The 21,911-nt window shown below is 44.9% G+C and carries 20 protein-coding genes and 2 pseudogenes; 9 read left to right on the forward strand and 13 right to left on the reverse strand.

The genetic code is table 11. The features are described 5' to 3' along the window. Positions 1-40 precede the first annotated feature (40 nt). Positions 41-808 carry an SDR family NAD(P)-dependent oxidoreductase gene (locus tag AB4351_RS19230; protein ID WP_372126894.1) on the reverse strand — a complete coding sequence of 256 codons (768 nt, stop codon included), beginning with the start codon at positions 806-808 and terminating at the stop codon, positions 41-43. 105 nt (positions 809-913) lie between these two features. Here AB4351_RS19230 and AB4351_RS19235 point away from each other — a divergent pair, with 105 nt between their 5' ends. Continuing rightward, positions 914-1,252 (forward strand): helix-turn-helix domain-containing protein, encoded by a 339-nt coding sequence (locus tag AB4351_RS19235; RefSeq protein WP_004741127.1) that lies wholly within the window; start codon positions 914-916, stop codon positions 1,250-1,252. Between the two features lie 47 nt (positions 1,253-1,299). On the opposite strand, the gene AB4351_RS19240 is transcribed toward AB4351_RS19235, so the two are convergent. Next, the gene (locus AB4351_RS19240) at positions 1,300-2,205 is read right to left on the reverse strand and encodes a LysR family transcriptional regulator (protein WP_136974130.1); all 906 of its coding nucleotides are present in this window, start codon (positions 2,203-2,205) and stop codon (positions 1,300-1,302) included. A 210-nt stretch (positions 2,206-2,415) separates the two neighbouring features. Between AB4351_RS19240 and AB4351_RS19245 the strand changes: the two genes are divergently transcribed. After that, positions 2,416-3,135 (forward strand): SDR family oxidoreductase, encoded by a 720-nt coding sequence (locus AB4351_RS19245; protein WP_050052811.1) that lies wholly within the window; start codon positions 2,416-2,418, stop codon positions 3,133-3,135. 107 nt (positions 3,136-3,242) lie between these two features. Here the strand turns inward: AB4351_RS19245 and AB4351_RS19250 are convergent, their stop codons facing one another. Continuing rightward, the gene (locus tag AB4351_RS19250) at positions 3,243-5,054 is read right to left on the reverse strand and encodes a choice-of-anchor I family protein (RefSeq protein WP_372126896.1); all 1,812 of its coding nucleotides are present in this window, start codon (positions 5,052-5,054) and stop codon (positions 3,243-3,245) included. A 201-nt stretch (positions 5,055-5,255) separates the two neighbouring features. Then, positions 5,256-5,900: an outer membrane protein OmpW gene (gene ompW / locus AB4351_RS19255; RefSeq protein ID WP_372126898.1), complete on the reverse strand. Its 645-nt coding sequence runs from the start codon at positions 5,898-5,900 to the stop codon at positions 5,256-5,258. A 402-nt stretch (positions 5,901-6,302) separates the two neighbouring features. Between ompW and glgC the strand changes: the two genes are divergently transcribed. Then, positions 6,303-7,523, forward strand: coding sequence for a glucose-1-phosphate adenylyltransferase (gene glgC / locus AB4351_RS19260; RefSeq protein ID WP_372126900.1), 1,221 nt, complete (start codon positions 6,303-6,305; stop codon positions 7,521-7,523). Between the two features lie 121 nt (positions 7,524-7,644). On the opposite strand, the gene AB4351_RS19265 is transcribed toward glgC, so the two are convergent. Together AB4351_RS19265 and AB4351_RS19270 are read right to left on the reverse strand one after the other, a co-directional pair. Next, positions 7,645-9,075, reverse strand: a complete 1,431-nt coding sequence (locus AB4351_RS19265; RefSeq protein WP_372126902.1) for a YfcC family protein — start codon at positions 9,073-9,075, stop codon at positions 7,645-7,647. 410 nt (positions 9,076-9,485) lie between these two features. Continuing rightward, positions 9,486-9,713 (reverse strand): annotated as a pseudogene (locus AB4351_RS19270) (hypothetical protein); the annotation flags it as partial. Between the two features lie 57 nt (positions 9,714-9,770). Here AB4351_RS19270 and AB4351_RS19275 point away from each other — a divergent pair. From AB4351_RS19275 to AB4351_RS19285, 3 genes are all read left to right on the forward strand, one after another. Next, entirely contained in the window at positions 9,771-10,028 is a 258-nt protein-coding gene (locus tag AB4351_RS19275) for a hypothetical protein (RefSeq protein ID WP_229648214.1), read from the forward strand. Between the two features lie 337 nt (positions 10,029-10,365). After that, a complete protein-coding gene (hpf, locus tag AB4351_RS19280) occupies positions 10,366-10,722 on the forward strand; it encodes a ribosome hibernation-promoting factor, HPF/YfiA family (RefSeq protein WP_017061680.1) in 357 nt (118 codons plus the stop codon). A 240-nt stretch (positions 10,723-10,962) separates the two neighbouring features. Continuing rightward, positions 10,963-11,118, forward strand: a complete 156-nt coding sequence (locus AB4351_RS19285; protein ID WP_017061679.1) for a DUF3012 domain-containing protein — start codon at positions 10,963-10,965, stop codon at positions 11,116-11,118. A 162-nt stretch (positions 11,119-11,280) separates the two neighbouring features. Here AB4351_RS19285 and dgcA read toward each other — a convergent pair whose 3' ends face one another. The 5 genes from dgcA to AB4351_RS19310 form a co-directional block, all read right to left on the reverse strand. Beyond that, complete coding sequence (gene dgcA, locus AB4351_RS19290; protein ID WP_372126904.1) at positions 11,281-12,267, reverse strand: N-acetyl-D-Glu racemase DgcA; 987 nt, start codon at positions 12,265-12,267, stop codon at positions 11,281-11,283. A gap of 57 nt (positions 12,268-12,324) precedes the next feature. Then, a complete protein-coding gene (gene dgcN, locus AB4351_RS19295) occupies positions 12,325-13,332 on the reverse strand; it encodes an N-acetyltransferase DgcN (RefSeq protein WP_017061677.1) in 1,008 nt (335 codons plus the stop codon). Between the two features lie 91 nt (positions 13,333-13,423). Then, positions 13,424-14,314 carry a LysR family transcriptional regulator gene (locus AB4351_RS19300; RefSeq protein ID WP_017066887.1) on the reverse strand — a complete coding sequence of 297 codons (891 nt, stop codon included), beginning with the start codon at positions 14,312-14,314 and terminating at the stop codon, positions 13,424-13,426. Positions 14,315-14,409: 95 nt separating this feature from the next. Continuing rightward, a complete protein-coding gene (locus AB4351_RS19305) occupies positions 14,410-15,246 on the reverse strand; it encodes an SGNH/GDSL hydrolase family protein (RefSeq protein WP_372126906.1) in 837 nt (278 codons plus the stop codon). 110 nt (positions 15,247-15,356) lie between these two features. Beyond that, positions 15,357-15,869, reverse strand: coding sequence for an RNA methyltransferase (locus AB4351_RS19310; protein WP_017111519.1), 513 nt, complete (start codon positions 15,867-15,869; stop codon positions 15,357-15,359). A gap of 275 nt (positions 15,870-16,144) precedes the next feature. On the opposite strand from AB4351_RS19310, the gene AB4351_RS19315 reads away from it, so the two are divergent. Next, positions 16,145-17,806, forward strand: a complete 1,662-nt coding sequence (locus tag AB4351_RS19315; protein ID WP_372112834.1) for a methyl-accepting chemotaxis protein — start codon at positions 16,145-16,147, stop codon at positions 17,804-17,806. Positions 17,807-17,920: 114 nt separating this feature from the next. Here AB4351_RS19315 and AB4351_RS19320 read toward each other — a convergent pair whose 3' ends face one another. Continuing rightward, entirely contained in the window at positions 17,921-18,790 is an 870-nt protein-coding gene (locus tag AB4351_RS19320; protein ID WP_017064933.1) for a LysR family transcriptional regulator, read from the reverse strand. 209 nt (positions 18,791-18,999) lie between these two features. On the opposite strand from AB4351_RS19320, the gene AB4351_RS19325 reads away from it, so the two are divergent. After that, positions 19,000-19,347, forward strand: a complete 348-nt coding sequence (locus tag AB4351_RS19325) for a DUF3316 domain-containing protein (RefSeq protein ID WP_017069799.1) — start codon at positions 19,000-19,002, stop codon at positions 19,345-19,347. Between the two features lie 174 nt (positions 19,348-19,521). Here the strand turns inward: AB4351_RS19325 and AB4351_RS19330 are convergent. Further along, positions 19,522-21,160: pseudogene (locus AB4351_RS19330) on the reverse strand (methyl-accepting chemotaxis protein). A 259-nt stretch (positions 21,161-21,419) separates the two neighbouring features. Between AB4351_RS19330 and AB4351_RS19335 the strand changes: the two are divergent. Then, positions 21,420-21,845 carry a DUF3010 family protein gene (locus AB4351_RS19335; RefSeq protein WP_017069797.1) on the forward strand — a complete coding sequence of 142 codons (426 nt, stop codon included), beginning with the start codon at positions 21,420-21,422 and terminating at the stop codon, positions 21,843-21,845. Positions 21,846-21,911 lie beyond the last annotated feature (66 nt).

The following is a 21,911-nucleotide window of genomic DNA, read 5'->3' on the forward strand; positions in this document are numbered from 1 at the left end:
CTATTTTGCCTGCGCGACAGCCACCTAAAAAGAATCCTGATTAATTGCGGCCAGCGATCACGCCACCATCAACATCCCAGATTGCACCCGTTACCCAATCGGCACTGTCAGACAATAGGAAAGAGATGCTGTTTGCGATGTCTTTCGGCAAACCTACTCGACCAATCGGATGGAATGCGTTGAAGCCTTCTAGCGCTTGGTCCACTTCTTCTGGCTTAATGAATGATTCGTAGATCGGCGTTTTAACTACTGCTGGAGACACCGCATTCACGCGAATGTTGTGGTCTGCAAGCTCCATCGCCATATGCTGTGTTAAAGCGTGTAGTCCTGCCTTTGCCATTGAATAGGCAGAAGATGGCGTCGCTTTTATCGCTTGTTTAGCCCACATAGAGCCCACGTTTACCACGTTTCCGCCACCGTTTTTGATCATCAACTTGCTGACAGCTTGAGTGATAAAGAAAGTTGCTTTGTTGAGCTGCATGTATTGCTCGTAATCAGACTCTTGATGCTCAATAAACGCTTTAGGGTTGAAATAGCCAGCCGCATTAACAAGGTAACCAATACCCTCTTCAATTGACTCTAGATGCGCAATAAGATTCGATACACTTGCATCATCATAAAGGTTAGCTTGCCAACCAGAGGCGTGGCCTAGTGATTGAAGTTCTGACACCGCTTTATCTAACTTAGCTGGGTTATTGCCGACCACCAACACATGGATGTTTTGAGCAACTAACTGCTTCGCTGTTTCAAAGCCCATACCACTTGTGCCACCGATTACTACTGCAATACCATTTTTAGTGAAGTTCATTTTGTTATCTCCTAAGTCATGTGAACGTGGTAATCTTAGGCTTTGAACTAACACTATGAATAGTAAGTACAAATCGGTTAGGTAGGTACTTATTGGTACATCTTTATGAAAAATCAGGAAAACTTTTTTTCAAGAAAATCAGCACCAGAGCGTTCAGCTCGCATGGTCGAAACCATCTACGGCTGTAAATGGTCGCTAACGGTTTACCAATTACTGGCAAATGGCATTAATCGCCCCGGTGAAATGGTGCGCTCGGTCGAAGGGTTATCGACCAAAGTATTGAATGAATGCTTGAAGCGAAATGTTGAGTTTGGGATTTTGGATAAGCAGATGTTCAACGAACTCCCACCAAGAGTTGAATATCAAGTGACGCCCTTTGGTGAGAAGTTCTTACTAATTCTGGATCAACTGGAAAGTCTACAAAACGAAATCGACGAGATGTAAGCCCAAGCAAATCCACTCTATTCCAAATAATGGACAGCACGCACTATTTAGCTGACTGGCATTTGCTCAAAACGGCCTTTCACAAAATCAATGAAGGTTCGAATTCGGCTCGGTTGATAGCGGTCTCGATGATAGATCGCTGAAAAGTCCACTTTCGGCACTATCCACTCATTAAACACCTGCTCCAATTGCCCATCATTGATCTCTTGCAAGCAATAGATGGTTGGTACACGAATAATTCCGTTGCCCGATTTCGCGCCCTGTACTAACACTCGCCCATTCTTACATTGCAGCCTACCCGTCACATGAACATCGACTGTTTTCTTGGTGTCATCCAAAGCTTGAAAGCTCCACTTACGCACAGACCCCGTTAAGCAGTCATGGTGAATGAGATCTTTAGGATGGTTTGGCTTTCCTTTGCGAGCAAAATATTCAGGGCTTGCGAGCGTTCCCATCTCGATGTCCAAAAGCTTTCTTGCGATAAAGCCCGCGTCTTCTAAGCTTCCCATGCGAAAAGCAATATCAAAGGCGTCTTCAATCAAGTCGACTCGGTTACTACTGAAATCAAGGCTGATGCTGATGTCTGGGTAGAGCTGCATAAACTCATTCACTAGATCCGCGATGATCACCTCACCCAGATAACCGCCGACACAGTTTACTTTTATGTCGCCGCGCACTTCTTCGACATCATCAACCGCAGCAATCAGCGCTTGGTCTATGTTATCGAGGGCTTGCTCACATCTCGCGTACAGATCTTGCCCTGCGTGAGTCAGCCTCAAGGTTCGAGTGGTGCGGATAAACAGTGTCACACCCATCTGCTTTTCTAAACTACTTACTTGGCGTGATACGTGGGAGCGTGAAACATCTAACTCCTCCGCCGCTTTGGTGAAATTACCTAAACGAGCGATCAGCACGAAGGAGCGAATATCAGACAGATTAATTTGATTGAGCATAGTCGCCAGCTTACTAATGAAGTGATGAGATAGACGCCTTTATTGTTGCACCACAGCAACAGTGTTTCAAGTAAAGCGCTATATATCAACAATGCTATTTTCCTTAATATACCTCCATCGCAACGAAGCAAGGCAACAAGCACTTGATTCGAATGCACTTAAACAACACGTCGTAGCCAACCGGCGCAATAAAAGTACAGAGGAAATAAAATGAAAAAACTAATCGTAATTACAGGTGCAAGCTCTGGTATTGGTGAAGCAATCGCTCGTCGTCTAAGCGATGAAGGTCACTCTCTGCTACTTTTAGCTCGTCGTATTGACCGCCTTGAAGCGCTGAACCTACCAAACTCACTATCAGTGAAAGTAGACGTAACAGACAAAGCATCATTTGATGCAGCAATCGCACAAGGTGAAGCGAAATTTGGCCCTGTCGATGCTCTTATCAACAACGCCGGCGCAATGCTTCTTGGTCAAATCGATACTCAAGACGCACAAGAGTGGAAGACAATGTTCGATGTGAACGTGATTGGTCTTCTAAACGGCATGCAATCTGTACTTGCTCCGATGATGGAGCGCAACACAGGTACTATCATCAACATCAGCTCTATCGCGGGTAAGAAAACATTCCCAAGCCACGCAGCTTACTGTGGTACTAAATTCGCGGTACACGCTATTTCTGAGAACGTTCGTGAAGAAGTGGCGGCTTCAAATGTTCGTGTTACCACTATCGCACCGGGTGCTGTAGAGACTGAACTTCTGTCTCACACAACATCTCAAGAGATCAAAGACGGTTACGATTCTTGGAAAGAAGACATGGGCGGTGTATTGGCAGCTGACGATATTGCTCGCGCTGTATCATTCGCTTACCAACAACCACAGAACGTATGTATCCGTGAGATTGCTCTAGCACCAACTAAGCAACAGCCATAGGCCTTTGCTATCGCGACTAAATCAGCGATGAACTAAAAAAGCGCCACGACTTAACAAGTTGTGGCGCTTTTATTTTGATTCAATCTAATTGCTAGCAGTAAGCGAGATTAGAACTCAACGTGGTAAACTGATGTGCTACCGCTCACTTCATTGCCGACAGCGATAAAGTGGCTACCTGAACGCGTAAAATACTTAATTGATTCAGGACCTAGGTCACCCGCTTTAAAGTTGTAAGTATCGTTGTCGCAATCACCGTCTTCATCAACCTTAGTGCACACTGGTTGTGTGAAGTCTCGGTTGTTCAAGTAGCTGATGAAACTTGCGTTCTTAGGCTGTGTTACGTCGTAAACCATGATGCCACCTTGGCGCTCAGGTCCAATAAAGGCATAGTGCTTGCCGTTGATCTCAGCCACTTCGATCGCTTCAGGCTCTACACCTTTATCATCACTACGATCGTCACCGCTTTGGTTGTTATCATTGGTGCTGTTGAAGTTTGCAGGATCTTGCTCAAGTACGATTCGAGCAAAATCATCACCGCTATCAAACACTAACTCGCCTGACTCATCCCAAATAGAGAAAGAACGGCTACCGAATGCTTGAATCTCTTGGTCATCAGCGAGTGTCCCTTGTGGCTTAATCACTTTAAGACGAGCAAGTTGCTTGTTGTCTTTCAATGCGCCTGCTAATGGGTGGTTAGCGTCAACGTCTAACTTCTTGCCGCGTACTTCATCGACATGCGCGATACAAAAGTCTTTTTCTGTGGTGTAGTTTTCGGTGCCTTGATAATCGTCACCGTCCCACTCAAAACCTTTCTCATCACATATTTTTTGCGTGGTCTTGATGCCATATTCACGACCATCACCTTCGTTCGCAGTCACAATATAGGTGTTGCCCTCAACACTGTAGCTAGTGATGCTATCTGGCATGTAAAGGCCTTCTAACATTGCGTAGCTTTGTAGATTACCGATGTTTTTGTCTTTATTTGACGCGTCTAGCTTAGCGCTGTCCCAAGGCTTTCCACCTAGTCCAAGAATCGCATCCACTTGTGCACTCGCCACATCAATCGCTGCCAACGCGTTGTTCTCTTGGAGGGCAACGTAGAGTTTTCCGTTATCCGCAAATGTTAGGTATTCCGGTTCAAGATCTTGAGCAACCGTTGCATTCGGCGCAGAGATTCGAACCTTGTCGGTTAGCTCTGCATGGCGAGGCTGACCTTGATTGAATGCCTTGAAATCAATCTGAGTGACTGTCGCTTGCAAAGGACCATTGGTTAAATCCACCAGCGTTACTGAACCTTCAGGATCAATGCTGTAATCCGCATTCGGCTCACCTTCATTTGCAGAGGCAATGTAGCGACCATCTTTCGAGAAGCTCACCATGTCCGGTAATGCACCAGCCGTATAAGTAGTAATCAGCTCTAACGTGTCTGAACGATAAAGGGCAATGATGCCGTTTTGTTGCTTGTCAGCATTTTCAATCGCGACAGCAACTAATCCTTGATGAGTCGACACACTGTTCGCTGCACCAATATCAATACCAGAAGCTGCAGCCGCTGATTGAAGATCAATCGAACCCGAAGATGTTGGTTCGCTAGCTGAGTTCATTGATAAAACATCAACTTTCTGAGCTTGAGCGTTCACAACATAAAGCTTGTCGGTACATGAATCGTAGCTGACGATTTCGGCTGCAGAAGTATCAAACGGGGCGTCGGCGATTGAACGGCCAACTAGGCTGATTCCGGTTACCTCAGCATTGGAAGCGCTTGGCTGCTCGATGGATTGGCATTGAAGGCTAAAAGCATCAAGTGATGTTTGAGATGGCGTAGCAGTCGTTGGTGATGTTGGTTGAGAACAGCCTACTAGAGCAGAACTTACCGCGATAGGCAGTAATAATGTCAGCTTATTAAATTTACGATTCATATATCCTCCATAATTTGAATCGCGATCATAGAGGGCTGTTATGACACTTATCTTTCCCTTCTATTAACAATAAATGACAACAATAAGTTTCTCTTACTCATAGCAACAGAAAGTTAAGGTGAGCACTCTATTAACAAGTAAGCAAAAAAAGGGCCCAAGCTGGCTGATGCTTGAGCGCCTTTAGTAAACCGAATAGGGAGATTAGAAGTTGTAACCACCACCAATCATGAATACCCATGGGTCGATATCAACGTCTGTTTTGAACGTATCTGTAGCCGTTTTGTATGTCGCTGTAGTACCGATATCTGCGTACCAAACCGATGCGTTCAAAAACCAATCTTCATTAATCATGTAGTCCATACCAATGTTAGCAGCCAAGCCCCAGGAATCAGCCAAAGACACATCCGTTAGGCCAGCGTCGTTCTTACCCGTACTAGTCAGAGACTCATCAAAGAATACCGTATAGTTGATACCTGCCCCTACATAAGGTCGGAAATCACTATTCGCTTCACCGAAGTAGTACTGAACCATAAACGTTGGTGGGAGGTGTTTAGTTTCAGCGACTTCACCAACACCGTTTACAGAGATACTGTGAGAAAATGGCGTTGCTGCTAGAACTTCCAAACTGATGTTATCAGTAAACATATAGCCAAACGTTAAGCCTAATTGTGTATTTGAGTCTACTGAGAATTCTAAAGATGAGTTACCTAGAACGTCACCGCTGCTATCGTTAGGAGATACCATTGCTGCACCTGCACGGATGATGAAATCACCTTCTTTATGAGCAAGAACATTGGTTGACATAAGAGCCGCAATAACCGCAATACCACATACTGTTTTTTTCATTATAATTTCCTTTTGGGGGGCTCAATCTTTATTGGTGAATGAGTAATCATTTCTTATTTTGCGTGCAAGGTATCATAGAATAACCCCACTTTATTGATGGAAATCAATTTGTGAAAAGTTGTGATTATTTATGTAAATTTATATCGAGCCGATCACTTTATTCCTTCATTTTATTGACAGTTTTGTAATGCAGTTTTTCCGTGCGTCATTTTGTTAATCCAAACAATTCACTCTATTCGGATCTTTTTTGGATCAAAATAGAGCAAGCCAATATCTCACGCGCATCATTTTGGTGCAGAACAACAAGAATCAATCTCGCCTCGTATAATATTCAATGAGTTACATTTGGCTTAGTGCTTGCAAGTCTATGTTAATAATCATAAATACATTGAGGTTCTGACTATGCAAGACACTCTAACAATCGTTCTGGCCGGCGGTGTTGGCTCTCGGCTTTCTCCCCTCACCGATAACCGTGCAAAACCTGCGGTACCTTTTGGTGGCAAATATCGAATCATCGATTTCACACTCGCGAACTGCCTGCACTCCGGACTTCGCCAAATTCTGGTGCTAACTCAGTACAAGTCTCACTCTTTGCAAAAACACTTACGTGATGGTTGGTCGGTGCTTAACCCCGAGCTCGGCGAATACATCACCAATGTTCCCCCACAAATGCGAACCGGTGATAGCTGGTACAGCGGTACTGCCGATGCGATTTATCAAAACTTGTATCTGCTGTCTCGCAGTGAAGCCAAGCATGTGGTGGTGTTATCTGGCGACCATATCTATCGCATGGATTACGCGCCAATGCTCAAGCAGCACAAAAAGAACGAGGCCGACCTAACTGTGGCGTGCATGGAGGTTTCGATTGACGAAGCCAAAGAGTTTGGTGTGATGGAGATAGATGAATCTCTAGAGATCAATAACTTTACCGAAAAGCCACGTTACCCTGCATGTGTACCTGGTAGGCCAACTCGAAGCATGGCTTCAATGGGTATTTACGTCTTTGATAAAGAAGTACTGACACAGGCATTATTGGCAGACGCAGAAGATCCAGACTCAAGCCACGATTTTGGTAAAGACATCATTCCGAAATTGGTGGGCAACAACAGTGTTTACGCATACAAGTTTGGGGATGAAGAAGGCCGAGTGACCCAAGATGCGTACTGGAGAGATGTTGGTACTATCGACTCTTATTACCAATCGAATATGGATCTGTTAAAGCCAGCTTCGCCTATCGATTTATATCAACCTGATTGGGCAATTCGTACTTACGAACCGCAGCTGCCACCCGCACGAACCATTGCTTCGGTTGAAGGTAACCAAGGAATATTCATCAACTCGATGATAGCGAATGGCGTTGTAATTGAAGGCGGCTCGGCGCAAAACTCTATCTTCTTCCCTAAAGTGAAAGTCAGCAATGCCGCGATTGTGATTGATAGTATTCTGTTTGAAGATGTTGAGATTGGAAAAAATTGCCACATACAAAACTGCATCATCGATAAGAACGTTAAGGTGCCAGATGGAACCCAGATCGGTGTTGATAGCCTTGCCGATGCGAAACGCTTCCACATATCAAAACAGGGCGTGATTGTGGTTCCCTCTTCTTACCAATTTGAAGAGTAACCTTTAACGTTGGAATAGCTTTGCTTGAAACGAAAAAAGGCAGCGAATTCGCTGCCTTCTTATTTATTCACACGGCTTCAGTTAAGCCTTAGCTATCCATGTATTCGATTAAACAGAAACCTTAGAAAGGCCCTAGCTCAATCATTTGAGCAATCACAACTGAAATCAAAGCGCCTACCGACCAGAACAAGAACAGTGGTAAGAAGAAACGAACCCACTTGGTGTAAGGCACTTTTGCAATAGCCAATACCGCTAACAAGCCACCATTGGTTGGGTAAATATAGTTAGAAATACCATCACCCAATTGAGAAGCCAGTGCAGCCACTTGGCGAGTCACTTCACCAATATCTGCCAATGGAATAATGATTGGCATGGTAATCACCGCTTGGCCACTGCCCGACGGAATGAACAGGTTGATCGCAGCCTGCGAGAAGTAGATCCCTGCTGCTGCCACAAGTTTAGAGCTACCAGAAATGATTTGTGCAAGATAGAAGATAATAGAATCAACAATCTTCGCGTCTTCCATAATGGTTAGCACTGAACGAGCAAAGAAGATGATCAGTACCGCAACCAATACATCGCTAACACCTTTGGTCCAGTACTCACAAATCTTGTTCGGAGATAAGCCCGCCACCAAACCCGGAATAATCGCCATCGCCACGAATGCACCCGCAATCTCGGTGAAGCCGAAACCCATCGTCAACGTGCCGAAGATCATGTATGCGAACACGCCCAAGAACGCGATGCCCGCAAGCTTTTCACGTGTGGTGAGTGTTTTCGCTTCAACGTTAGATTCGTAGTGGTAACCCGTACCGTGCAACAAACCTTTGGTCGGGTCTTGCTTAACTTTGCGCGCGTAGTTAAGTACATACCAAGCACCTGTTAGCAACATGAACATGCCAACAATAAAGCGATACCACATGCCTGAATACATAGGCAGTTCAGCGATAGTGTGTGCGATACCCGTAAAGAATGGGTTAGCCAAAGCGGCTGCGAAACCGGCACAACTTGCCAGTAAAACAACGCCAAGTGCCGTAATCGCGTCATAGCCAAGCTTGATACAGATCGGGATCATCAAAGAGATAAAGATGACATCAAGTTCACGCATACCGGTGAAGGTGACGTTGAAGAAAATCGCCGTCATGATCACAGGCGCAATTACGTACAAGCCTTGCTTCTTTAGCTTAGTGGTTAGTGCAACAACGGATGCGTCTAACAAGCCCATGTGTTTGATAATGCCAAAAGCACCACCCACAAATACCACAACGCCCATCACGCCAGAAGCGGATTTGAAGCCTTTAAAAAATGATTCGAAAAAAGAGGCTAATGTTGTTGGGTTGCTCGTCAATTGTGTGTAGCTGTCTGGGTCGATAACCGTGCGGCCATTCATGACCACTCGCTCGAATTCACCAGCAGGGATGAAGTAAGTTGCGATTGCTGCAACGATTACCATGATGACCAAAGAAAGAAATGGATGGTTTACTTCTTTCTCTGTCGAAGCTGTATTACCAGCTGGAGATGTAGGTACGGATGTAGATACCGTAGACATCATATAGACTCCTTACTTGTCAGCAACCAAGCAATACTTGGCGCCAGGGGGATTTTGGAAAAACGAAACCCTTCACGCAGAACATAGTTCACGCTAACTAGGCTGTTTCTAAAAGGCCTTTGATAGATGGTGCTCTCAAATGTACATAGTGAAGTAGTGAGAACTACTCTCTTTGCGTCCGAGCAAAATGCAGATGTTCAGCCAAGTCAGGCCAAACTGAATGAGGTCATTACAAGCAGGTAAACAGAAAAGTCTGTTTTGGTAATGCGTTTTTTATCAATTACAAAGACAAGCGGCGCATACTAGCACAACGAGTCATTAATTGTCAGAAAAGTGTGAGTTTCGTCATGCTTTGGTGAGCAAAAGAAAAGCGCCCACTAATAAGTAAGGCGCTTTTCTGCAATCGAATCGAGTTACTTAGGTGCTAATTCGTAGTTTTCTTGCATCTCATGAGGGGCAATCCCGTACTCATAATCCGCTAAGTAGCCATCCTTATAGACCTTCATTCCCTTCTCATCCCAGCTCACTTTGATCATCGCCGTGTTGCCATCTTCACTGCCTAACAGCTCCAGCATTTCTGCATCAATCTTAATGGCTTTGATGGTTTTAATACGCTTAAACGGCTTAAATTCAGTGGCCGAGAATACGATGGCCGAGCGATAACGCTTAAGCTTGAGTCCAATCGCAAAGATTCTCGATTGTTGCTCAAACTGCAACATATTGATCTAGGCTCAATTGATGAGTCTCGCATTTCAGAACTTGTGCGATTCAAAGTCGAAACGCCGGTTCGCTATGAAGGTGACATTAATTATTGGCGTCAGGGCGTCGAATTTCCTGTCGATCAACTGGCATCCAATAAAGAAGTCGATATTCGAGCACGCATTACCATACCCGAGTCTCAACTCACAGCAGGAGAGTTTCACTTCAATATGGAGTGGGCAGTTGAGTGTCTATAAATTAGTAACTTAAGCTGAGTTTTTAATCAAAGAAGAAAAAGTGAGTGAGCTGGAAAGAAAATCAATGGAGTGACAAGTTCGGAATTATAAAACCGATAAAGAGAGATTCACTGGGAATTCGCTGTAGGTTAGCGCAAATTATCAAGGATGGAGTTTTTTTGAACATGTCTTTAAAACACGAAACATAATATGCGATCAGTTCATCGGACTTTCAAGGGAGTAACAAGAGAATATTTGATAACACTGAAGTCAATCACACATGTGCTAATTCTCAGTTGGTTAATCTATCCGATGTTTGCTACGTTTAAATGACACAGTCATTGGAAAGGTATGATTTATGAAAATAAATGTTCAAACACATCATGTATCAATTAACGACGAGTCACGCAAAGACATCGAAGGTAAATTCGAGAAGATATCTAACCATTTCCCATCACTGATCAGTTGCGACATCATCATTACTAAAGAACACGGTCAACATCAGGTTGAAGTATTCACCAACTACGAAGGTGTACGAGTAACAGCAAAATCGACAGACGATGTTATGTACCCAGCTATCGCTGCAGCACTCAAGAAACTTGAAGCTGGCCTAAGTAACCGTAAGGGACAATTGAAAGCCGACCTACACGAGAAACCAACAAGCACGAAGCCAGAGATTGCTTCGGACATCATCCAAGAGATGAAATTGGTATAAATCGATAAGTAGTTAAAGCGAAATAACGAATAGACACTTATTAAGAATTTCAAAGCCAGCACATGTTGCTGGCTTTTTCGATCTTAAAGCCAAGCAAACCTTCCCTTCTTTACCGTCTCTCGAATTCAGCTCAACCCCACATCATTATTAACGCCCTTAAGTTCTTAGCAGCTATAACAATCACTTGTGGTATTTGATACAGTTATAAGCAGAAATTTAGACCACAACGGAATGTTTATTATGAAGAAAATCGCGTTGATACTTTTCCTTGCTACTCAATTAATGGCTTGTACCGAGGTTGGCAGTGAAGCTTGGTGTGCGGATATGAAAGAAAAGCCTAAAGGTGACTGGACGGCTAATGAAGCGGGCGATTTTGCCAAGCACTGCATTTTCTAGGCGGGTTGTATTTAGCAGTTCAGTACACCCCACTCAATGAAGCAAGTGAGTAGTTGCAGTATGGTTTACTTATCTCTGTAAAACGGTACAAACAAAAAATCGCATAAGTTAACGCTTATGCGATTTTTGTATGGAGAGATTCCTAGCTAATTTGTTAGGAACTTAAAGAACAATCATCCCATCTCGATAAGTCAGTGATGGTGCTAGATCTTGACCAAGTAAGACTGGGCCATCGAGGTCGACGATTTCAGATTGAACGGCGATAGGCAGAGCTGCACGCATCGCCAGCGATGTACCGAGCATACAACCCGACATCAGCGTAAATCCTAGCCTTTGAGCTTCTTCAGCAAGTACCAATGCTTCGGTCAAACCACCTGTTTTATCGAGCTTGATGTTGACCATTTCATATTTGCCTAACAAAGATGAAAGTTGCGAAGTGGTATGACAGCTTTCATCAGCACACAGTGGTATCGGGTGCTTGATGTGCGCCAATGAGGCATCGTGCTGTTGGGGTAACGGCTGCTCGATCATCGCAATATCAAATTCTACCAGTTGATTGAACAACTCTTCGAGATTCAATCCTGTCCACGCTTCATTCGCATCCAATACAATTTGAACATCTGCCGCAGCTTCTCGTACCGCGCGAACACGCTCTACCACCTGCTCGCCGTCAAGCTTCACTTTCAGAAGTTTCGCACCATTCGCGACATAGTCTCGAGCCTGAGTCGCCATGCCTTCTGGCGTGCCAATCGAGACTGTCATTGCAGTCACGATTTGAGCAGGCAACTCAAACAAGCTATTCGGAAACGTCTGGTCGTTCTGCTGAGCTTCACAATCCCAAAGCGCACAATCGACCGCATTGCGCGCTGCCCCTCCGGTCAATAAAGACTGAAGATGATCTCTTAGCTCTGCCGGATCAGTAACGCCTCGTTCAAACATAGCTTCAAGTGCGCTAGACGCTTGTTGGATTTGCGCTAACACAGACTCCGATGACTCGCCGTATCGTGGGTAAGGCGTGCATTCGCCCTGAGCTCGTTTGCCACCATGTTCAATGTAAACACGAACAACGTGACACTCAGTTCGACTGCCACGAGAGATGCGAAAAGGCGTTTGCATCGCGATAATAATGGGTTCAGCTGTAATCTTCATAATTTCACTCGGTTGATGTTCACTTTAACAAATGGAAACGTAGAAATGATGAAGTCGTTAAAGTGAATGTCGCAAATGATCAGTAATGTGTTGTACACCAAAGCGCACTGGGTCCGTCACTGGCACTTGATAGAGTGTGGTCCATTCTTGGCACAATGTCTCAGCCTCTTCAATGCTAATCGCCGACGTGTTCAAGCAGATACCCACCAGCTTCGCGTCTGGATTAGTCAGTCGCGCCGCTTGCAAGTTGGCTTCAATCGTCTGTTCTATGCTTGGTAATTTAGCATGAGGAAGGTTACGAATATGTGGTCGCCCAACTTCATGACACAGCACTAAGGCATCAGCTTGTGCGCCATGTAAAAGACCCAAACTCACGCCTGCAAACGAAGGGTTGAACAAAGAGCCTTGCCCTTCAATGATGTCCCAATCGTGGTCGGTAAAATCAGGGCTAATCGCTTCAACTGCGCCAGAAATAAAATCCGCAACCACCGCATCAATCGAAATACCGCTGCCTTCAATCAAAATACCTGTCTGCCCTGTCGCTTTAAACTGAGCGGATGTTCCCGCTTGTTTAAGCGACTTTTCAATCGCTAATGCCGAGAACATTTTGCCTACTGAGCAATCAGTTCCGACAGTAAGCAGGCGCTTACCTTGACGAAGCTTACCGTTACCAACATTAAGAACACCGTCAAAATGGCGTACATCATGAAGCTTAGTCAATCCTTGTTGCTGCATGTCAGCAAGCGGTGAAAATTCACTCAATCGTTGGTGCATGCCAGATGCAATCTCATATCCCATTTCTGCAGCGGCCATAATGGTTGACTGCCAAGAATCAGGAATAACACCACCCGGATTTGCGGTACCAATCACTAGCGTCTTCGCGCCCTGCGCTTGCGCCTCTTGCAGGGTCATATCCGTTAAGCCCAGTGAAACGGTATCACCCGTTAAACGCAGTTGACCTAGGCAGATTTCTGGTCGCCATTGATGAATACCGCGAGCTGTTTTTGCAGCGAGTGGGTCAGTAACATCCCCAAGAAAAAGAAGGTAAGGTTGAGCGATCGACATGAGTATTCCTAATTAATAAGCCCTTGTATGGGTTTACTTTAATTAAGAACTTCGAAGCTGCCGAATGCCTATTTATGGCGAGCCTATAACCTTAAGTTATAGGGTGAGTATGGATTTTCAATGAAGCGATAAATTGCTTAACGGAAATCGACTGAGGGGTGTGCTCTGCGCAAAGCATCGATACCGAAAATTGGATGTCTGGTTGAAGCGGCAACACACAGACCGCATCGTCATTTTGATATTGCTCTGCCGTCCACGGATCAACAATCGCAAACCCCGCTTGGTGCTTGACCAGTTCCGCAGCGGCGCTATACCCACGTACAGATATCGGGTGGTGATAATGCTGCTCACGTGCAATAAGGCGTTGATGTAACAGGAGGCCTAATGGATCGCGGCTATCGAGCCCGATGATTGGCAGCGGATAATTGATCAGATCATCTAACGTTAATTCCGCGGGGAAATGATCAACCGTATTGGAAGGAACCAAAACCTTTAGTGATTCGGTTAATAGCGTTTCACTTAATATCGCAGGCGGTGCTTCATCGCCAAACGCGATAGCAATATCAAGCTCATGCTTTAATAACCCAGCACACAGCTCATCACGGTTTGCAGTCAGCAACTCAAAAGAGAGCTCTTGTTCCCGAGACATTTGGGCTATTACCTGAGTTAGTAATTTAGTCGCCAGTATCGGCGGCGCACCAATGCGTAAATGCTGATGGCCTTGCTTCACTTTGTTGGTCAGAGATCGAAATTGCCCCAATTGCTGATACACCTTTTCCGCTTCTGGCAGTAAGGTTTTTGCCTCAACCGTTGGCACCAACCGCCCTTTAACTCGTTCGAATAAGCCAAACCCAAGTTGTTGCTCCGTGTGCGCCAAAATACGGGTCACGTTTGGTTGCGACACATGCAAGCTGCGCGCGGCTCCAGATACGGTTCCGGTCTGCATAATGGCGTAAAAGACTTCCAATTGTCTTAGGTTCACATTGATGTCCTTATGGTTCGCGAAACAAATCTAGGGTTTGGCTTTTCTTGTATTAGCTAAGCTGTTTATCGGTCTAGCTAGCGTTTTGCGTGAGTCTATTTTAGTAGCTCAGCTATCGTAGGTTGAAGTATCTCTGCCCAAGTTTGATAAGCCTTCGCATTCAAATGCAGATCATCACACGAGTACTTGTTCGACAACAGCTTATTAGGCGACAATACTGAATTCACATCTAAGAACGCAATGCCTTGCTGTGTACAGTACTCGCTTAGCTTGCTATTGAGCAGTTCAACCGACGGATTTAAACCTTGCAGTTTAGAGCCAACATAAAGCGTTGATTGCACCAATATGCGAATCTCATTTTCTTGCCACACCTTAAGCATATCAATGTAGTTCTGGTAGATATGGTCGACATCATAACCCTGAGCTAAATCGTTTATCCCTGCCATAAAACACACCAGCTTTGGCTTCACATTCAACGTGGTATCAATACGGCGCAACATGCCAGTTGTGGTGTCACCCGCTAAGCCACGGTTGACCATCGAAACATCGCGAAAGATATCCGCCCACGGGGCCCATTCGGTGATCGAATCACCAAACATGACTAGGTCTGCACTTGTGGAAAAATGGCGATGGTTATCTGATGTCATGATGTAACGACTCATACTGTGGCCTCGTTGCTGAATCTCAGACTGAAGAGCGACTGCCTTGAGGATCTCGCTATCTGGCGTGGCGCTATCAAATTGAGCTAGCAATCCTTCGATATGAGGCTTAAAAGGGCTAAGACGAGTACTCAGTTGATGATGTTCTTTAAGGGAAGATAACCTCTCTAGTAATGCATACAAAGAGCGGTTTTGACCAACTTCTTGGAATAACTGATAGAGATCGAGGACAGAGTGTTGCTGTAGCGCGGCAAGTAATTGCTTGTCTTCCATGGTGTTATCTAACCCTTCAATTATCTAGTGATGAACTCAAGATAATATCCGATTGCGTACGGGATAGATAACACTAGAAGCAGATCGTTACTTTTACTAGAAGTAAATAGTTACTTTTCTTTGATTAGCAGATGGTTACGGTTATCGCGGCTTTTCTTAATGAGCTCGTTGCTCTCGTCCATTTCATCTGACTTAGCAAGGCGATCATAAAGCAGCACGTTAACTGTCGCAGCCAAGTTCATGCAGCCTACTGTTGGTACATAAACAACATGATCTGCTCTGTCGGCGACATCTTGAGAAATAGAACCGTCTTCAGGGCCAAAGATATAGATGGCATTTTCTGGGTGTTTAAAACGCGGCAGTGGTGTTGCACCCTCAGCGAGTTCTACACAAACAATTTTCGTTTCTGAATCAAGGTTATCCAAAAACGACTCGACACCCGTTAGTGGGATAGTACGCGCAGCACTCTTGGTATCGGTATGAAATTTAGCGGCTTTTTCGTAGCGTTGCCCTGTGTATTTAACTTCGTCGACTTGGTAACAACCAGCCGCGCGCATAACAGCACCAACGTTTGTCGGGCTCTTTGGGTTAGTTAAACCAATAGTCACATGGCTTTTGTTCATGAATCTTTCTCACTTAACGAATAGACATAGCAGGGTGCTACAAAGCGTCGCATTCTACCAAAGCAGCGCCAAATTCAAAAGCATCGTAACAAACCGCTCTTTTTATCATTAAGCCCCTAGTTGCAAGGCTTCTAACGTCAAAAACCTAACCGCCATCATGTTTATAAAACAAAAACATTTCTGGATAACAATTCAACAACAAGTCCATTTACATTTTAAAACCACATTAATAATGTGTTGAAAATTGCATGAGATAATCACACAGGAAGCGTGACATGACCCTAACCATCAAAAACCGCCTTTATATTCTCTCTTTCATTCCGTTGCTACTAATGGCAATTGGCATGATGAGCGTGACGTATATGAAGAGCACCGAGCTAACCGCACAGCAAGTTGAATCGACGCGTAGCAATATGATGGCGATGAAAGAAAAGGAACTCAAAGCGTATCTACAAATGGCCTACTCTTCGATCAGCCCATTTTTGGATAGAGGTGCAACATTAGAAGAAGCCTTACCAACATTAAGAACACTCGAATATGGCGAATCTGGCTACATCTTTGGCTACGACTCTAAAGGCGTTCGAGTGGTTGTTGGACAAAACAACGATGGTATTGGTAACAACTACTACGACCTGCAAGACAAAAAAGGCAACTACCTGATTCGTGACTTGATCAAGAACTCAAAGCTTGGTGAATTCACCACCTACTACTTTCCAAAACTTGGTCAATCCGAAGCCCTACCGAAACTGAGCTACTCGATATTCGTTCCCCAGTGGGACTTGATGCTAGGTACAGGCTTCTATACTGACGACATCGATGCGGTCATCGCAGAGATGAAAGAGAGCTCAAATGCTGCGTTACAAAGCTCATTGACGGCCATCGCTATATTCTGTGGTTTGATTGCCCTAGTAGTTGCTGTGTTTGCCGTTGCCGTCAACCGTACCATCATGCAACCACTCGAGCAGTTTGATCGTTCAATCAGCGCATTCGCGAGTGGCGAAGCTGACTTAACCGCTCGAATGGAAACCTTCAAAGCGCCCGAGTTCACAAAACTCAGCGAGAACTTCAATGCCTTTGTGGCAAGCCTGCAAACCATCATTCGCAGCGTAAGTGATGTCGGTCAGCAAGTCGTAGCCGAGACATCTAACATGTCTTCTCGTGCTGCGCAGGTCGACGAGATTGCTACAGGGCAACGTGAAGAGACAGAACAAGTTGCAACAGCGATGACTGAGATGACCACAACGGCGCAAGAGATCTCGAGCAACGCTAGCCAAGCGGCGGATTCCGCCAAGCTTGCAGAGGGCAATGCAAAAGAAGCGCAACAGATCGTAAACGCAGCTGCAGACTCGGTGGCAGGCCTAGCGAGCGAAGTATCAGAAGCGAACACCGTGGTGTCTCGTTTAGAAGGCGATGTACAAAACATCTCCTCTTCATTGGCGGTCATCCAAGACATTGCCGAGCAAACTAACCTACTTGCGTTGAATGCCGCGATTGAAGCTGCGCGGGCGGGCGAACAAGGGCGTGGGTTTGCTGTAGTAGCCGATGAGGTACGTAAGCTAGCAAGCCGTACTCAAGAGAGCACTGGCGACATTCATAAGATGATTGAGCAACTTAAAGCTGCCTCAGATGCTGCTGTGAAAGCGATGGATTCAAGTCAAAACCGAAGTGCGCAAACCGTGGAAGAAGCGAATGCCGCAGCCGAAGCACTGGCGAAGATCCAAGCGTCGATTGATACCATCATGGACATGAACTCGCTTATTGCGACAGCCACTGAACAGCAAAATATTGTCGGCCAAGAGATATCTCAACGCATCGTCGTAATTTCTGACCAAAGCTCACAATCGGCAGAACTCGCGAATCAAAACCGTACAGGTAGCCAAAACCTCAACAGTCGTGCAAATGAGCTGTATCACTTGGTGGATCGCTTCACCGTCTAATACATTTTCGGTCTAGTAAGCCGTAATCAAACGATAATTAATCCTAAAACACGCCGGGCTTCAGAATCTCTATTCTGAAGCCCGTTTTTATCGGTGGAGGTTTTAAGCCATACACTAATCCAATTGCTCAGAAAGGAAGTCCACCAGCAGGCGAACCTTTGAAGATAAGTTGCGGTTCTGAGGATAAAGCGCCCAGATCCCTTCTTTGTCATCTCGATAATCGGACAGCACCTCAACCAACTCACCAGAATCAAGGTCTTCACTCACATAGTATTCAGGCAACTGCACCAAGCCAATGCTCTGCTTAGCTGCGTCTAACAAGGCTAAACCACTGTTGCACTTAATGCGTCCGTTAACACGAACTGAGCGAGGGCGTCTATTTTCTTTGAAACGCCAATGTTCAAATCCACCGACTAAACATTGGTGATTATTTAATTCTGATAATGTATGCGGCTCGCCATAACGTTCAATATATTCAGGGCTTGCACATACATAAAGTTGGCGTTGAGACAGCCTCTTTGCCACAAGGCTTGAGTCTTCCAAGCGGCCAAGACGAATCGCAACATCAACACCCGAATCGATAAGATCGAGCTTTTGATTGGTCAGCATCAGCTCAAGCTCTACTTGCGGGTGAAGCTTTAAGAATTGATGCAGTATTGGGGCGAGTTGGCGCTCACCATAAGTCACAGGCGCGGTGACTTTCAGTAAGCCTTTGGGTGTTGATTGCATCTGCGTGACCGCAAGCTCAGCAATTTCTAAACCTTCGACCAACAACTTACATTGTTGGTAATAGAGTTGCCCAGCCTCTGTAAGAGACACCTTTCGAGTCGTTCGATTGAGCAGTTTCACTGCGAGTCGTTCTTCGAGGTTTGCTACTCTACGACTGATTTGAGCCACCGACGTAGCGAGCTTCTGCGCCGCACCAGTAAAGCTTTCACGCTCTGCCACTGCAACAAACTCACTTACCCCTTCCCAATTGGCCATGCCTTTACCTTATGCTGAACTTTGGTTACCCATACAGTGTATTGAAGTTAGATATCAGTGTCACCTTGCTTGATATGCGCTGTGCATTAATCTTCGGCACCTATAGTCATTCCCTTACAGAACCATATTTTTGTCCTAACATTAACCTCATCCCCTATTGCTAGGGTGAGAATCTCTAAAACACTGGTACAACAAAGTAAGGTATCCCTTTGAAGAAGTTAATCATACTTGCATCAACTCTTGTACTCAGCACCACTGCGTTTGCAGCAACTAAAACAACAATTCAAGAAACAACGCTAAAATCTGATACATTTGTTACTGAAGCGGAAGCATACGATGCAGGCACCAACCTTATGGATGAGTTAAGCGCAAAAACACCTTTTGAGCTTTCAAGAGAACTGCCACAGTTCCAACAGACAACCAAATACGATTCGTTCAAGATTGATGATGCAAATATGGAAGTGAAAAAGATCACTAACATGAACGGCGACATCCACTACCAAGCGAACGTAAAAGTGGACTACCGTTACACATACAAAGACGGTCTTAGCAGCTAACACTGAGTGATTGATCAGGTCTAAAAACTGATCACCTAGTCAAAAGACTGATCACCTAGTCAAAAAGAAAGCCCGCACTCATAGAGTGCGGGCTTTTTGTCGTTCACCGCTGATTAATGGGACTCAATACGAGCAACCATTATCAGCTCATATTCGTCTGTCTAATTTTGAAAATTACACTTCAAACTGAGACACAAGGCTATCTAGCGCTTCACACTGTTCAGCCAATGCCATACATGCATTTTCTGCGCTGCTTGCCATCTCAACCATTTGCATGGTGCTTTCAGCGATGCGTTGAACATTCTTATTCACTTCTTCAGACACTTGAGACTGTTGCGAAGCCGCCGTAGCAATTTGTGTGTTCATGTCATTCATCTTGCCAATTGAGTTACGAATCTCACTCAATGAAGATGCTGCAGTTCCTGCTTGAACAATGGTTTTCTCGCCACTCACTTTGCTTTCAGTCATCACGCCAACCGCGTGTTTAGCACCCACTTCTAAGCGTTCAATCATTGATTGGATTTCGCCAGTGCTGTCTTGAGTTTTACTCGCAAGCGCTCGAACTTCATCAGCCACAACCGCAAAGCCACGACCTTGTTTACCCGCTCGTGCCGCTTCAATTGCCGCATTCAAAGCAAGTAGGTTGGTTTGCTCTGCAATGCCTTTGATAACTCCCAAAATAGAGGCAATGTTCTTCACGTCTGTGTCCAGCTCTTGAACAACACCGCCCGCGTTCTCGATATCTTGCGCAAGGCGTTCAATCGAAGTCACGGTCAAGCCAAGCGTGGTGTCTGCCGATTCCACTTCATGATTGGCAACATTACTGGCGGTTGCCGCATCTAATGCATTACCACTCACCACTTCACTGGTTGCTTGCATCTCATGAACCGCCGCCGCGACTACTTCACTTTCACGCTGTTGGTTCGATGAAAATTCAGCAACACTTTGCGTTAACGATTTAATGTTTTCCATCTCAGCGCGTACCGCATTCGATGTAAAAATAACTTGTTCGACGGTGACATGGATCTTGCCAACAAACTGGTTGAAAGCAGAACTTAAACGAGCGATCTCATCATTACCTTCGACCTTCATACGTTGAGACAAGTTACCGTCACCCGATGCGATCTCATTCATCGCTTTCTCTACGTTCTGGATTGGCTGAACGATAAAGCGATTGGATAACCACATAGCGAAAAGTGCAGCGAAAACAGCAACGGCCATACCCACTTCAATGATCAACTTACTCGATTCAATAGAGTCATCGGCTTGCTGGCGAAGCTCTTTCTGTTTCAATTCGATCAGAGTTCGGATATCGCGCAGTTGAGTACGAATGATCCGCAAACTCTGCGTCAAGCGCTGGCGAGTAATCAATATTGTATTGGTCTGCGTTTGCTGGATCAGCGAACATTGGCTCGTGCAGTGCCACCCACTTGCTCATCGCGTTAACAAGCTTTGCTAACTCGCCACGTGAAGATGGGTCCAACACGCCCGCTTGATACAAGGTTTCGACACTTTGAAAACGAGGAACCGCTTTGTAAGCATTGTCTTTAAATTCAAACTTTTGGTACTCAATCGCCGCTTGGTCTTTCGAGAGTAATAGACCTTGAGCAGAAGCGATAACTTGATAAATGTCACGATACCCATCTTCCAAATTGTCTAACACGGGCTGAACCACATTATTGAGCTCATTATTAATCGCAGCTTGAGCATTTGATCTGATAACGTTGAGCACAGTAACGGTAGAAAAAACAATCACAATCACCAACAGCGGGATCGCGATTTTACTCTTAATCGAAAGATTATTGATATTCATTGGGATTAATAACCACACTTCAAATAGGGATGCGCGCGCAATATACAGCACACATATAAAATCCCGCTAAGCTTTTGTGAGCTTCATCTCATAGAAAACGATACCGTAAATTCGTGTGATGTTTTTTCAATCAAAGGTTAACTTTCGACGGCTAAAATACTCTCTGATTTAGACTTATTTGCCGCTGATACGCGCAAATACTGGAGAAGTGTTAGAAATAACACCATAATGTAGGGCTCTAAAATAAGTAGGTAAGAACATGAAAATTTGTGGTGTTGAAATCAAAGGTAACGATGCAGTCATCTGTCTTCTTTCTCTATCAGATGGTGTATTTAACATTCCTGATTGCCGAGTTTCTAAAGTTTCAATTAGCGACGCAAACGACACACAGAATATGAAAGACTTTCAATTCTCTTTTGCAAAGTTAATGGAAGATTACCAAGTAGACAAAGTTGTGATTCGTCAGCGCCAAACTAAAGGCAAATTTGCTGGCGGTGGCTTTGGTTTCAAACTAGAAGCAGCGATTCAACTGATCGACGGCCTAGACGTAACCGTTGTATCTCCTGCTGACATCAAAGAGAGCCTTAAGCGTAACCCTCTAATGATGAAGTTCAAAGAAACTGGCCTTAAGCAATACCAAGAAGCACCGTTTACAACGGCTTACGCTTGTTTGATGAAACGCTAGTCATCAATCGCTAGCGGAAAAATGAGTAAAAAAAGAGCCTGCATTGTGAACTGACCCCCAATAGTT

It is taken from the genome of Vibrio sp. 10N.261.51.F11 (assembly GCF_041471665.1).
In the GTDB taxonomy this organism is placed as follows: Bacteria; Pseudomonadota; Gammaproteobacteria; order Enterobacterales; family Vibrionaceae; genus Vibrio; species Vibrio crassostreae_C.

What these genes read in the sequence shown, in the direction of transcription:
- AB4351_RS19230 (WP_372126894.1), bottom strand. Translation starts at nt 808, where the DNA reads ATGAACTTCACTAAAAATGGTATTGCAGTAGTAATCGGTGGCACAAGT.
- AB4351_RS19235 (WP_004741127.1), top strand. Translation starts at nt 914, where the DNA reads ATGAAAAATCAGGAAAACTTTTTTTCAAGAAAATCAGCACCAGAGCGT.
- AB4351_RS19240 (WP_136974130.1), bottom strand. Translation starts at nt 2,205, where the DNA reads ATGCTCAATCAAATTAATCTGTCTGATATTCGCTCCTTCGTGCTGATC.
- AB4351_RS19245 (WP_050052811.1), top strand. Translation starts at nt 2,416, where the DNA reads ATGAAAAAACTAATCGTAATTACAGGTGCAAGCTCTGGTATTGGTGAA.
- AB4351_RS19250 (WP_372126896.1), bottom strand. Translation starts at nt 5,054, where the DNA reads ATGAATCGTAAATTTAATAAGCTGACATTATTACTGCCTATCGCGGTA.
- ompW (WP_372126898.1), bottom strand. Translation starts at nt 5,900, where the DNA reads ATGAAAAAAACAGTATGTGGTATTGCGGTTATTGCGGCTCTTATGTCA.
- glgC (WP_372126900.1), top strand. Translation starts at nt 6,303, where the DNA reads ATGCAAGACACTCTAACAATCGTTCTGGCCGGCGGTGTTGGCTCTCGG.
- AB4351_RS19265 (WP_372126902.1), bottom strand. Translation starts at nt 9,075, where the DNA reads ATGATGTCTACGGTATCTACATCCGTACCTACATCTCCAGCTGGTAAT.
- hpf (WP_017061680.1), top strand. Translation starts at nt 10,366, where the DNA reads ATGAAAATAAATGTTCAAACACATCATGTATCAATTAACGACGAGTCA.
- AB4351_RS19285 (WP_017061679.1), top strand. Translation starts at nt 10,963, where the DNA reads ATGAAGAAAATCGCGTTGATACTTTTCCTTGCTACTCAATTAATGGCT.
- dgcA (WP_372126904.1), bottom strand. Translation starts at nt 12,267, where the DNA reads ATGAAGATTACAGCTGAACCCATTATTATCGCGATGCAAACGCCTTTT.
- dgcN (WP_017061677.1), bottom strand. Translation starts at nt 13,332, where the DNA reads ATGTCGATCGCTCAACCTTACCTTCTTTTTCTTGGGGATGTTACTGAC.
- AB4351_RS19305 (WP_372126906.1), bottom strand. Translation starts at nt 15,246, where the DNA reads ATGGAAGACAAGCAATTACTTGCCGCGCTACAGCAACACTCTGTCCTC.
- AB4351_RS19310 (WP_017111519.1), bottom strand. Translation starts at nt 15,869, where the DNA reads ATGAACAAAAGCCATGTGACTATTGGTTTAACTAACCCAAAGAGCCCG.
- AB4351_RS19315 (WP_372112834.1), top strand. Translation starts at nt 16,145, where the DNA reads ATGACCCTAACCATCAAAAACCGCCTTTATATTCTCTCTTTCATTCCG.
- AB4351_RS19320 (WP_017064933.1), bottom strand. Translation starts at nt 18,790, where the DNA reads ATGGCCAATTGGGAAGGGGTAAGTGAGTTTGTTGCAGTGGCAGAGCGT.
- AB4351_RS19335 (WP_017069797.1), top strand. Translation starts at nt 21,420, where the DNA reads ATGAAAATTTGTGGTGTTGAAATCAAAGGTAACGATGCAGTCATCTGT.